General features: G+C 40.6%; 13 protein-coding genes. 7 read left to right on the top strand and 6 right to left on the bottom strand.

Annotated elements, in window-relative coordinates; genetic code table 11:
- Positions 1–39 precede the first annotated feature (39 nt).
- The gene (locus FJ354_02475; protein MBM3905534.1) at positions 40–414 is read left to right on the top strand and encodes an Hsp20/alpha crystallin family protein; all 375 of its coding nucleotides are present in this window, start codon (positions 40–42) and stop codon (positions 412–414) included.
- On the opposite strand, the gene FJ354_02470 is transcribed toward FJ354_02475, so the two are convergent.
- The 5 genes from FJ354_02470 to FJ354_02450 are packed head-to-tail and all read right to left on the bottom strand — an operon-like array spanning position 415 to position 5592.
- Positions 415–1962 carry an AarF/ABC1/UbiB kinase family protein gene (locus tag FJ354_02470; protein MBM3905533.1) on the bottom strand — a complete coding sequence of 516 codons (1548 nt, stop codon included), beginning with the start codon at positions 1960–1962 and terminating at the stop codon, positions 415–417. It abuts the gene before it with no gap.
- Between the two features lie 4 nt (positions 1963–1966).
- On the bottom strand, positions 1967–2359 hold the full coding sequence (locus tag FJ354_02465; protein ID MBM3905532.1) for a hypothetical protein: 393 nt from the start codon (positions 2357–2359) through the stop codon (positions 1967–1969).
- Between the two features lie 41 nt (positions 2360–2400).
- Positions 2401–3705, bottom strand: a complete 1305-nt coding sequence (locus tag FJ354_02460; protein MBM3905531.1) for a hypothetical protein — start codon at positions 3703–3705, stop codon at positions 2401–2403.
- Positions 3702–4412 (bottom strand): ABC transporter ATP-binding protein, encoded by a 711-nt coding sequence (locus FJ354_02455; GenBank protein ID MBM3905530.1) that lies wholly within the window; start codon positions 4410–4412, stop codon positions 3702–3704. The genes FJ354_02460 and FJ354_02455 overlap by 4 nt, the downstream gene beginning before the upstream one ends.
- The gene (locus FJ354_02450; protein ID MBM3905529.1) at positions 4405–5592 is read right to left on the bottom strand and encodes an ABC transporter permease; all 1188 of its coding nucleotides are present in this window, start codon (positions 5590–5592) and stop codon (positions 4405–4407) included. Before FJ354_02450 ends, FJ354_02455 begins: the two co-directional genes overlap by 8 nt.
- A 116-nt stretch (positions 5593–5708) precedes the next feature.
- Between FJ354_02450 and FJ354_02445 the strand changes: the two genes are divergently transcribed.
- Both FJ354_02445 and FJ354_02440 read left to right on the top strand, forming a co-directional pair.
- Positions 5709–6605 (top strand): winged helix-turn-helix transcriptional regulator, encoded by an 897-nt coding sequence (locus FJ354_02445; GenBank protein MBM3905528.1) that lies wholly within the window; start codon positions 5709–5711, stop codon positions 6603–6605.
- A gap of 28 nt (positions 6606–6633) precedes the next feature.
- The gene (locus FJ354_02440) at positions 6634–7149 is read left to right on the top strand and encodes an NUDIX hydrolase (protein MBM3905527.1); all 516 of its coding nucleotides are present in this window, start codon (positions 6634–6636) and stop codon (positions 7147–7149) included.
- A 5-nt stretch (positions 7150–7154) separates the two neighbouring features.
- On the opposite strand, the gene FJ354_02435 is transcribed toward FJ354_02440, so the two are convergent.
- On the bottom strand, positions 7155–8129 hold the full coding sequence (locus FJ354_02435; GenBank protein MBM3905526.1) for a phosphate uptake regulator PhoU: 975 nt from the start codon (positions 8127–8129) through the stop codon (positions 7155–7157).
- A 66-nt stretch (positions 8130–8195) separates the two neighbouring features.
- Here FJ354_02435 and FJ354_02430 point away from each other — a divergent pair, with 66 nt between their 5' ends.
- From FJ354_02430 to coaBC, 4 genes are read left to right on the top strand one after another with little or no spacing between them, the layout of a single operon-like run.
- Complete coding sequence (locus tag FJ354_02430; protein ID MBM3905525.1) at positions 8196–9092, top strand: GHMP kinase; 897 nt, start codon at positions 8196–8198, stop codon at positions 9090–9092.
- A complete protein-coding gene (locus FJ354_02425; protein ID MBM3905524.1) occupies positions 9089–9832 on the top strand; it encodes a phosphopantothenate/pantothenate synthetase in 744 nt (247 codons plus the stop codon). The genes FJ354_02430 and FJ354_02425 overlap by 4 nt, the downstream gene beginning before the upstream one ends.
- The gene (panB, locus tag FJ354_02420) at positions 9816–10652 is read left to right on the top strand and encodes a 3-methyl-2-oxobutanoate hydroxymethyltransferase (GenBank protein MBM3905523.1); all 837 of its coding nucleotides are present in this window, start codon (positions 9816–9818) and stop codon (positions 10650–10652) included. The genes FJ354_02425 and panB overlap by 17 nt, the downstream gene beginning before the upstream one ends.
- Positions 10645–11880 carry a bifunctional phosphopantothenoylcysteine decarboxylase/phosphopantothenate--cysteine ligase CoaBC gene (gene coaBC / locus FJ354_02415; protein ID MBM3905522.1) on the top strand — a complete coding sequence of 412 codons (1236 nt, stop codon included), beginning with the start codon at positions 10645–10647 and terminating at the stop codon, positions 11878–11880. Before panB ends, coaBC begins: the two co-directional genes overlap by 8 nt.
- Positions 11881–11937 lie beyond the last annotated feature (57 nt).

Genomic DNA, 11937 nt, shown 5'->3' with positions numbered 1-11937 from the left:
ATCAAAACTTATAACTAAAAATCCAAAAAAGACAGCAAAATGGACCTAGTCAAGAACATGACAAAAGAGATAACCAAAGAAATTGGCAACAAGTCACGCGAATTCTACGAGTTCGTCCTGCCACCAGTAGATATGATTTTGGAAAATGACTCACTTATTCTGATAATTGATCTGCCAGGATTTGAGAAAAAAGATATCAAACTGGCAATCCACAAAAATATCTTGTCCATTAACGCGCAAAAACCGGAATCTAAATCAGATGGAACAATTTACAGACAGCGTCCAAATATTATAGACAAAAAAATTCTCTTGCCAGTACCCATTAAGGAAGATGCCATAATTTCTGCTAAGTTCTCACAAGGAATATTGACAGTAAAAATTCCTTATTCCAAAAAGGAAATTCCAATAGATTAGCTACTTTTTCCTAAATATAGCAAAAATTCCCATGATGCCAAATGCGCCAATCATGCCGGCAGTAGCTGCCGTAGAATTTTCTGCATACAGAAGTACAGATCCAATGAAGACAGCCGAAGACAAGATACTTCCTGCAAGTAGGGTATCACGTTTTGGCTTTTTGTTTAATTGTAGTGTCCTGTTTTCCTCTAGGAATTTTTTCAGTTCCGGTGCAATTGATATGGTTGCATCAATGGACTTTACAAATCTTGTAAAGGAATGCTTGATTTCCTCAATGTATGCATCCTTGATTAGTTGTTCTTCTTCTAGGATATTTTTTAGTACCTTTACAAACTTAAAGTCAACCTTGTGAGTCTTGTAGATTCCCTCTATTATGGAGCTCATTCTTAGGTATAGCGCCAGATTCTTTGGTAGCATGAATGGAAACTTGGACATGGTTTTGTTTGCTAGCTCCATGAAAGTCCTTACCTCCATTTCGTCTGGTTTTTTGCCATACATTGTTCTAATTGACATGTCGATTCCTTGCTCTATTACACTGCGGTTAAAGTCGGGTGTCAACATTCCAAGATCCGACATGGCGTTTACTGTTCGTGGTGGGTCTTTTTCTACCAGTGCCAAGTACAATCGCACAATTCTCATTCTGGTTTCGTTGTCGATTTTGCCAACCATACCAAAGTCATACAAAATAAGCGAGCCGTCATTAGCTATTGAGATATTGCCAGGGTGTGGATCCGCATGAAATATTGAATCGCGAAGCAACATTGTAAAGAAGACCTTGTGGACGTCATTGACTATTTTTTGCCTGTCGATTCCTGCCTTGTCTAGATCTTCAATGTTTGTTATTTTAATTCCAGGAATGTATTCCATGGTAAGGACATTTTTTGTTGAATAATCGTCATACACCTCTGGAATCTTGACATAGTCGTATCTAGCTAGATTTTTCTTGATTGTCTTGAGGTTTTTCGATTCTATGGTATAGTCTAGCTCTTCATGGATGGTTTCTATAAACTGCGACAGCATTGATTGTGCAGAAAATCTCAGATTAGGATCGACAAATTGCATTGCAACCGGGAGGACTTTTTTTAGAACCTTGATATCTTGTGCTATGATTTTTTCAATTCCCGGTCGCTTTACTTTGACAATGACGTCTTGGTCTTTTATTTTTGCAAGATATACTTGGCCAAGCGATGCGCCAGAGATTACCTTTGTGTTTATTGTGGAAAACTTGTCCAAAGAGCCGAGATCTTGTTCTATGATTGGCTTTATTTTCTCAAATGATTCTGCTGGAACATCGTCTTGCAGCTTGGATAATTCCTCCAGGTATGGTTGTGGCAAAATATCAGCTCGAGATGATAACCATTGGCCCAACTTAATGTAGACTGGACCCAGTGAGACAAAAGTATTGAGAACCTTGCTTGCGTTTTTTTGAAATCTTGTCAGATCTAGGTTTTTTCCCTCAGAGCGAACCCAGGCTTTTCTGTCCTTTCTTAGTGCCAAAATCAATGGAATAAGTTTTATCAAAACATGGATGGTTCTAGTTGTGCTCATAACATCACTGACCTTTTGCCTTTTTTGCAAGCTTGTAGCCAACATAACCAATTACTATGGATGATAGAATCCCTGCGGCAGCTGCAATTTGCTTGTCTTTTTTTGACTTGTTGGATTTTTTGTAAATGTGAGATGCTATTTTTGCACCGCCAATTGCCCCGCTTGCCAGGCCTACTAGGACCTCTGGGGCGTCATAGACTAGATGTCCCAAAGGATCGTCATGTGGATTGACCCTGTCCACGTGGACGAGGTACCTGTCTTCGTATTCTCTGATGTGCAGATTTTTGTATCGGAACTGCCTTTGTGCACCGTTTTTGTGTCCAAGTTTTGTTTCTTGGGCCCGCTCTAGCATGAACGGTCGAATTTCTTTTGGGATTTCGATTTCATCAAAAGGCATGGATCAAAAATACCACTATTTGATTAATAATTCTAGTGGGTTTAGTTTTCTTCTGCCCGAGCCTGCTTTTTCTTTTTGATTTTCTTGAATATGATATATCCTGCTATGCCAGCTATTATCAGGCTGATTATTCCTGGTGCAAAGTCCATTGGTGAGGGCTCTGGTTTTATGGTCAGGTCCTTGAGTGTCACAGTTACAATTTCCGATACTAGGTGTTCTTGCCGCAGATCATCTTTGTATCGGACTGTAACCTTGATTTTGTGGTCGCCGTACTTAGGCTCGCCGTCAAACTCTACTGGGATGTTGAACGGTATTGGTGAGTCTGTTTCTAGCTCATCAATGAATTGGGTTACCTTTTTGAGATTAGAGCCTTCCAGTGGTTCTAGCGTCACAAACGCAAAAAGGGCATTGATGTTGCCTTCGTTTATGATATCTCCGATTATGGTCTGCTGGTCTCCTAAATCTATTACCTTGATGTCGTAGATCCTTGCGTCAATCAAACCAGTTATGTAAAAGTCCACAGACCTTGTGTCTTCTGTCTTGTTCCCATGTCCGTCAAAATACGACACTAGTAATGGTATGTGCAGTGTTTCGGTTCTAATATTTTCAGGAACAAATACAGAAAAGGAAAATTTCTTGGATGATTTTTTGTCTATTGTGCCGATATTCCATTTATTTTGATCAAAGACGACATTTTCTATGTTTGTTAAGGTGGTGGAACTGCTTGACTTCAACTGGCTATTTTGCAATACAACCTCGACGTTGGATAATGGTGCTGTACCTGTGTTTGTTATCTCTACTGTGACGCTATTTGTTTTTAGAGAAGTCAAAAATGGATTATCGGCCTTGAGATTTAGGATGCTTTTTCCAGTTACCATGAAATTAAAGTCAAAGAATGAATTTCTGGTGCCGGACTCTAGAATTCTAGTATAATCAAGTTTGACAGTTGCTGGGAATTGTTGTACAGATATGCTCTTGTCCAGATTTATAAAAAATGTCAACGAAAAGTGTTTTCCTTTAGTTGCCTCGGAATTGCTGTCCGCAAAAATTAGCGCCCCCTCGCTATCCGATGAGCTAAAGCCCGTTGGCATTAGGAGTTGCCCTCTGATTCCAGTGATATCTTGCGAGCCCACATTTGCAAATACCACGGTAAGTGGAACGTTTTTGTCGCCTGGTGTTACCTCGATTTTTTTATTTAGAGTGCCAAAATATGCATCTAGGAACTTGACATCGCCAAAATTACGCTCAAATGGTGAGTTAATTTCCTGACTACCTGGTCGGGCATAGGCATCAAGCACAGGCGATAATACAATTAGAGATATCATGACATAGACTAGGGTTTTCATACTGTCAGCTCCATTTTTGGCGGCGCGTCTTCTCCCTCAAATGCGCGCCCGTCCTTAGTAGTGATAACTCGGTCCACTTTGCCAAATTGGTTTCTGTCGTGTGTTACTATGATGAATGTCTGGTTTAGCTTTTTTGCCATTGACTTCATTAGCTGTACAATGGTTTCTGCAGTAACAGAGTCTAAGTTTCCTGTCGGCTCATCAGCCAATACTATGGTTGGATGATTCACTAGACCCCTTGCAATTGCTGCTCTCTGGGCTTGTCCGCCAGAGACCTCGTTTGCCCGCTTGTTGATTTGCGATTCTAATCCCACTGCCTTGAGCAGATCTGATGCTTCTTTGTATGCATTTTTATCTGATCTCTGTATGTTTCTTGGCAGCAACACATTTTCCAAAATTGTTAGGTCTGCCATAAGATTTGAAAATTGAAAGATAAAGCCTAGCTTGGAGTTTCTAAATTCCGAGATTTTTCCATCGGATAGCTTGGTTGTGTTTTTTCCATCAATCATTACTTGGCCGCTGCTTGGCCTGTCCAATAATCCAATCATGTTAAGTAATGTAGACTTGCCGGAGCCGGAGCTTCCAACAATTAGCAAAAACTCTCCTTTTTTTACAGAAAATGAAACATTGTTTAGAGCTTGGACTCGGGTATCTCCATGTCCGAAAACCTTGTTGACGTTTTTTAATTCCAGTACAATATCAGACATATCTCATTGCCTCCACCGGTTGCAGTTTGGTTGCCTTGTATGACGGGTAAATCGACGCCATTACTGCCAATGAAAACGCCATGATTGCAGTCTGGGTGATTTTTGCCCAGTCGTAGCTTACCTCTAGTGGGATGGACCCAGCAAAGGTCATCTTGGTCTCTTTTGCGTAAAACGTGTATCCTAGGCCCATTGCCGTGCCTATTCCCGCGCCTATTGCGCCAATCATCATGCCTTGGACAATGAAGATAATCAAGATGTCCTTTCTTTTGGCTCCAATTGCGCGCATGACACCCACCTCCCTTGTCTTGCTAGATACTAGCATCATCTGGATTGTTACCACTGCGAATGCCGACGACATTAACCCAAAATAGCCAATCATGTTGATCATGGCAATACCTGATCTAAAACCGCTTAGTGCTGCCTCTGCAGATTCTTCTATAGTTTCTGCCTTGAAATCATCATTAGGAAAAGTCCTGAGAAAATAATTTTTCACATCGGATGCCTTTTTTGGATCATTTAGCTTTACCAAAATTTCTCCCGTCTCTCCGCCTCTGTCCAGCATGTCTCGAAGCGCATCAATGTGCATTATCACCTGTGAGTCTAGGCCCTGCCCTCCAGGCGATGTTGTTATACCAGTGATGAGAAATCTTCTGACCTGATCTTCGCCTCGCCTGTCAGTGATCTTTATTTTGACGCTATCACCCACCATAGCTCCGCCGAGATCATCGATTACCCGAGATCCAATAACAATTGAGTTTCTTGAAAAGACAAACTGGCCGTCAGATACTGTTTGGTAAGCTGTCGATACCCTTGGATCCCGCATTGGATCTACACCAATGACTGAAACTCGGAATTCCTCGACTAATTTTCCATTTTTTGTTACGGTAATTGATGCGGATGACTGCATCCTGGGCGTTGCGGCCTCTACATATGGTATTTTCTCAAACCATCCTACCAGATAAGTATCGGATTTTGTAATGAAGCTCTCCTCGTCTGTCACTAGGACATCTCCAAATCTATAGCTGGACAGATCCCTGACAATTGCATCGTATAATCCTTGGAAAATTACAAAATTCACATGAATTACCAATATTCCAATTGATACGGCAAGTACTGCACCAATAAGTGAGCCCTTTTTGTTGGAGAGCATTCTTTTTGCTAGTTGGACTCGGTAATCCATGAGTATAGTAATTTAGTCTGATATTTAATGTATTATATGCATAAAATGCTTAAATCAGACACTTCAATTAATGAATAGTAGTGTTTAATAAGAAAATAGTGCCTAACTCTAGCAAATTGGACAAATTAGACGTGGATATTTTACACACAATGCTAGATAACTGCCGTGAATCCGACAGGCAAATCGGCACCAGAATTGGAATTTCCGGTGCTGCAGTCAAGTCACGAATTGCAAAGATGATAAAAAACGGAATCATCGAGGACTATACACTGAAAATAGAGCCACCAGTTTTTGGATATAGTCTGTTGTATATTGTTGTGACAGGCCAGAACATAAATGAAATCCTAAAACAAGTGGAATTGATTGGTGAGTCGTTCTTGGTTGTGCCAGTTATTGGCGGTATCACGGTTTGTGGGATTGTAGTAAAGGAAAATGTTTCTCAAAAAATAGAGCTTGCAAAGGGATTGATGAAGGATGTCAGGTTATTGTCAATATTTGAAGCGGAAAACCCAGGAATACGATCAGACCTCACAAGGACCGATGTTGACATCATTAGTGAGCTGCTAAAGAACCCGCGGGCAAAGATAGATGATTTAGCAAAAAAGACAAGGCTTTCCACAAAAACTATCACGCGATCTTTGCAGAAACTGCAAAACGACGAGGCAATCCAGTTTACCATGATTTATGATCCTACCAAGTTTGGCCAGTACATTCCTTTTGTGGTGTTAGCCTGGGTTGCTGGCGACTTTAATGAGACTCTCAAGTCACTCAAAAAAGAGTTTTCCGAGTCATTTTTGATGAAACCATTTTTGTCAAAAAACCAGATTGTATTAGTCTTGTTTTCAAACAATATATTTGAATTAGATTCCATAACGCAAAGGGTGCGTCTAATAAAGGGAGTAGGATCTGCGGACTTGTTTATTCCAAAAAAGATAACATTCCCACAGAAATGGATTAAAAACGCAATCAAGGAAGCAAGGGCTTCCCAAAAACTACACCTGGCATATCATTAAAATCCATCCAAAATCAGGGATTGTATAGATGCGAAAAAAAAAGATCTATGACGGTAAGATTTTGGGCCTGAGCATCTATGATATTACCATACAAGGACGCAAAGTAAAGCGCGAAATTATAGAACATCGAGGGGCTGCTGCAATTTTAGCATTTGATGAGAAAGGTAAGGTCATATTAGTAAAACAGTACAGATTCCCGCATGGATACGTACTAGAGATTCCTGCAGGCACGCTGGAAAAGGGTGAAAAGCCAATTAGTTGCGCTTTTCGCGAAATTCAGGAGGAAACTGGCTACAAGGCGTCAAAAATGACACACTTTTTGACGTATTATCCTTCTGTTGGGTATAACAAGGAGGCAATTCATTGCTTTGTTGCAAAAAATCTCAAAAAAACAAGCGCACAGGTGCTTGATGAAGACGAGATAATGTCTGTTGTAAAGATGGACCTCAAGCGCCTCATATCTATGATAAAGATAGGAAAAATTATCGATTCCAAAACAATCTGTGCTGTTTTGACCTATGCTGCAAAGAACAAGTTGTACTAGACGATCTAGTAGACTGGCTTGACCAGATCTGCAACGTCTGCCCAGGACCTAGAGACTCGCTCAAACATGTAGATTAGATCCAATAGGTCAATTTGGAACTGGTTTTTTTGCTCTATTGAAGAGCGGATGTCAGATATTTTTCTCTGGAATTTCCTATGGCTTGCAATAGCATCAATTGCCAGGCTTCGGTTTTGCTCAATAAATGCGTCAATTGATTTTTGGTGAATTGATTCTATGTCTTTTGTCAGCTCGTATATTTTTTTGAGGTCGTTTTTTGATAGTGTTGTATTCGACAATGAATTTGCAATTTCTACCAGAGTATCACTTGTTGTCTCTAGAATATTTGCTGCAATTCTGTAATCCAGAACGTCAATGTTTTCTAGATGAAATGCGGTGGCAAGTCTTTTGTCGGAGATGGTACTACGAATCAGTCTGACCAAAAGGAAATACTGCCTGTCTACTTCGTCGTCCCGGTGCGATAGAGTCTGGAGGTTTGATCTGTCGTCTGATATCAAAGAAGATGATACATCATTAAACATTCCCAGTGCGATAGAGCTGATTCGCTTGAGAATTTTTTGTGGATTTAGCGTGGCCGCATCAAGTAGGAACTGGACATTTACATTTGACGAGTCTTCCTCCACTATTTCCATACCAACGAGTCTTCTCATGGAATTGCGGATTTTTTCCCTGTCTTCTGCCGGAATGGTAGTCCTTGCCTTTATTCGAATAATGTCATAGCCAATCAGATATGCGCCGGTAATGTTTGCGACAATGTTTTCGTCTTGCGGCAATGGATACGATATTACGACTTCCTTTGATGGCCGTTCTGTTTTGCCTGCGGTAATTGATACGGTGTTGTCGGATGTTTCGAGTTCTACCTCGGCACTCTTGTCTAGATGGTTTGCCTTGACCCATTCTTTTGGCAATGATACCAGAATGCTGCTTCCTATCTTTTGCAGGCGTCGAATGAATTTAGGCAATTTATACTAATCTAATTAGTATAAGCCATATTCTTATATTTTTATTAAAATTTAAACTCAGATCAGATGAAGGGGATTGCATTTAGCCCTGCACACATAACTGGATTCTTTAAGGCAGAACTAGACCAGATAGCAAGGCCTGAAATGCAAGGCTCTCTGGGTGCGGGTTTTTCCATCCAAGAAGGAGTCACCTCAACAGTCGAAGTGCAGGACTCTGAATTTTCTGATTACGCCATTACAATTTCTGGATACCGGCCAGATAACACGCAGGTCTCTGAATTTGTAATTTCCGAGTTTCTCAAAAACATGCAGGGCAATTATTTTCTCAAAGTACACCATGACATTAAGGTCCCAGTGGGTTATGGTTTAGGATGTTCTGCGGCCGTTGCATTGTCTTTGGTATATGCGCTAAACTCTGCATTTAGGACAAACTATACCAAAGAACAGCTTGGTACCATGGCGCACAATGCAGAGGTAATGTGCAGAACTGGCCTAGGCGATGTTTTGGCGTCATATCACGGTGGATTTGAGATTAGAGTAAAAGGAGGTGCGCCAGGGATTGGCCAAATAAAGAAAATATCTTTGGAATCATATAGTGCGATAATGATTTGCTTTTCGCCAATTTCTACAAAACAATTCCTTAAGGAAAGACTGGCATCAATAAACGGCCTTGGGGGGAAAATGGTGGACAAGCTAGTGCAAACAAAAAATGTAGACCAGTTCCATGACTATTCTATTGAATTTGCAAACTATGTTGACATTATAACGCCAAAAATGAAATTGGTAATTGACGATCTGAAACAGAACGAAATAAAATGTGGTGTTGCACTTTTTGGTGAGACAATATTTACTCTGATAAAACCTGAAATGGAAAGTATGGTGATTTCCATTTTGGAAAAATATCCTGATGGAATTATAATCAAATCGAAAATCGACCAAGTCGGTGCAAGACTATTACATTGAATCATATTCCAACAAATCATCCGCGGGCAAAATCGCTGTATATCCGAGAAAGACTAGTTGAAGCATTTGATGCTGGTCTTATCGCAAAGGAAGGACTCATGGCGCACGGGCGTGGTGAGGCATTTGACTATTTGATTGGTGAAAAAACATCAAAATCTGCCAAAAAGGCGATTTTGGCTGCCGCCTTTATGCTAAAACAGGCACGAAATCCCGTAATTTCGGTAAACGGCAACATTGCTGGGCTATGCTCAAAGGAAATAGTACAGCTTGCCAAAGTCTCTGGCGCAAAAATAGAAGTAAACCTATTTTATGCAACAAAGTCCAGACGACAAAACATTTTTCGCGTATTGAAAAAAAACGGCGCGCCTAGGATCTATGGAATGGATAAGAAAAACTCTACTAAACTTTCTGGCCTGGATTCTGCTAGAAGAATTGTGGATAGGGATGGAATTTATTCTGCGGATGTGGTTGTGGTTCCACTGGAAGACGGCGATCGAACACTAGCACTAAAAAAGGCCGGAAAAAAAGTAATAACATTTGATCTAAACCCAATGTCACGCACAGCCGAGACTGCCGATATTACAATAGTGGACAACGTTGTTCGCGCAATTATATTATTGATAAAATCCTGCAAAAACCCCAAAGAGATAAAATTTGACAATTCCAAAAATCTTGCACTAGCAATACTAGAAATCAAGGCAAATTTGACTAGGAGGGCTCGCAATGCACAAATCAGTTAAGGATATTTTAGACAAAAAAAGGAACGGCCAGAAAATATCTGTCATTACTGCATATGATTATACCCTAGCATCATTATGTGATAAGTCTGGGATTGACATCATGCTGGTTGGTGATAGTGCCGGCATGGTCATGCTCGGATATGAAAACACAATACCTGTTACCATGGATCAGATGGTTCTATTTACAGATGCTGTATCTCGTGCAAGACAAAATTCACTTCTAGTGGCTGACATGCCTTTCATGTCATACCAGGCAAGCATATCGGATGCAATTGCAAACTCTGGCCGACTGATAAAAGCAGGAGCTGATGCTGTTAAACTCGAAGGTGGAAAAATTGTTGCGCCCACCATCCAAGCAATAGTGGATACAGGCATTCCCGTGATGGGCCACATTGGATTTCAGCCTCAGACTACCACGCTTGCGCAAGGGTACAGGGTCCAGGCAAAGACAAAGGATGCTGCAATTACACTAATTGAAGATGCAAAAGCCTTGGAAAAGGCAGGTGTTTTTTCCATAGCACTGGAGATGGTTACATCTGAAGTGGCAAAAATAATTTCCGAATCCATGTCGATTCCTACTATAGGTATAGGATCTGGAAAATTTTGCGATGGTCAAGTATTAGTGGTGCATGACGTTCTGGGAATGTATGACAAAATAAAACCAAAATTTGTAAAGCAATACATGACATTATCTGACCAGATAACAAAGGCCATATCTCTATACAAATCAGATGTGGAGGCAGGAAAATTTCCTACAAAGGAAAATTGGTTTACAATGGAGAAATCCGAGCTAGATAAGCTCATGAAGGAAATTGAATAAGCATCCATCGTTAGACATAGTGGAATCATACGGAACAGAACTAGCTGGAAAAAAAATTGTTCTGTGTGTTACGGGAAGTGTTGCTGCATACAAGGCAATAGAACTGGCAAGATTACTAATGAGGCATGGTGCGGATGTTACATGTGTTGCAAGTGAAGCTGTTACAAAACTGATCAAGCCGGACTATTTTAAATGGGCAACAGGAAACGAGGTAATAACAAAACTCACAGGCAAAATGGAACATGTTGCGCTGGCCGATTACAAAAAATCCGACTGCATCATAGTATATCCCGGGACTGCAAACACTTTGGGAAAACTTGCAAATGGAATTGATGACACGCCGATTTCCACTGTGTTAACAGTTGGGTTTGGCGCAAAAATTCCCATAATAATGGCACTTGCAATGCACCAGGCAATGTATGAGAATGCCGCCGTATTGCGAAATATTTCGTTTTTGAAAGAGTTAGTTGAGTTTATCGAGCCTAATTTTATAGAGGAAAAGGCAAAGGCAGCTGAGCCTGAGGATGTATTGGACTATGTTTTGGACAGATTTGGCCGATCTCCTCTTTTGTCCGGTAAAAAAATACTAATCACTGCAGGCCCCACCGCCGAGCCAATAGACACTATTCGGGTTTTGACAAACCAGAGCTCGGGTAAGACTGGTGTTTTGCTTGCACGGGAGATGATTTCGGCTGGCGCCAAAGTCACACTGGTGTATGGGCCTGGAACTGAAAAACCGCCAAAGGGCGCTAAAACCATACCGGTGAATACAGTTCGGCAAATGTTCGATGCGGTAAAAAAAGAACTACAGTCCAAAAAATTTGATGTAGCAATTTTATCTGCGGCACCAGCCGACTATACTACCATACCAACAAAGTCAAAAATAAAAAGCGACAAAGCTAGCATTACTATCAAGCTGCAGAGGGCTCCAAAAATAATAGATAATATCAAAAAAATCCAAAAAAATATTTTTCTGGTTGGATTCAAGGCAGAAACTAACATTTCAAGGCAAAAGCTTGTAGAGCTGGCAAAAAAGAAACTTAAAGAATCTGAATCAGATATCATAGTTGCAAACGATATTGGAGCAAAATACCTAAAGAACCGCGAGCTAAACGAAGTCATTATCGTGGATAAATCCGGAAAGACTAAAAGCTCTGGTCGCAAAAACAAAGACGAGATATCAAAGTTTATCAGAAAGCAAATAGAAGAAAAACTAGCTCATAGATGACAGTCTCATGGTTGCAAAAGGAGCAACCTAACTGTAGTCAAAGCTAAAAAATATACA

The organism is Nitrososphaerota archaeon (assembly GCA_016872055.1).
Taxonomy (GTDB): Archaea; Thermoproteota; Nitrososphaeria; order Nitrososphaerales; family Nitrosopumilaceae; genus Nitrosotenuis.
Note: the sequence above shows the minus strand (reverse complement) of the source record. Positions and strands in the feature narration are given on the sequence as shown.

Coding starts and splice junctions, on each gene's coding strand:
- FJ354_02475 (MBM3905534.1), top strand. CDS start 40: ATGGACCTAGTCAAGAACATGACAAAAGAGATAACCAAAGAAATTGGC.
- FJ354_02470 (MBM3905533.1), bottom strand. CDS start 1,962: ATGAGCACAACTAGAACCATCCATGTTTTGATAAAACTTATTCCATTG.
- FJ354_02465 (MBM3905532.1), bottom strand. CDS start 2,359: ATGCCTTTTGATGAAATCGAAATCCCAAAAGAAATTCGACCGTTCATG.
- FJ354_02460 (MBM3905531.1), bottom strand. CDS start 3,705: ATGAAAACCCTAGTCTATGTCATGATATCTCTAATTGTATTATCGCCT.
- FJ354_02455 (MBM3905530.1), bottom strand. CDS start 4,412: ATGTCTGATATTGTACTGGAATTAAAAAACGTCAACAAGGTTTTCGGA.
- FJ354_02450 (MBM3905529.1), bottom strand. CDS start 5,592: ATGGATTACCGAGTCCAACTAGCAAAAAGAATGCTCTCCAACAAAAAG.
- FJ354_02440 (MBM3905527.1), top strand. CDS start 6,634: ATGCGAAAAAAAAAGATCTATGACGGTAAGATTTTGGGCCTGAGCATC.
- FJ354_02430 (MBM3905525.1), top strand. CDS start 8,196: ATGAAGGGGATTGCATTTAGCCCTGCACACATAACTGGATTCTTTAAG.
- panB (MBM3905523.1), top strand. CDS start 9,816: ATGCACAAATCAGTTAAGGATATTTTAGACAAAAAAAGGAACGGCCAG.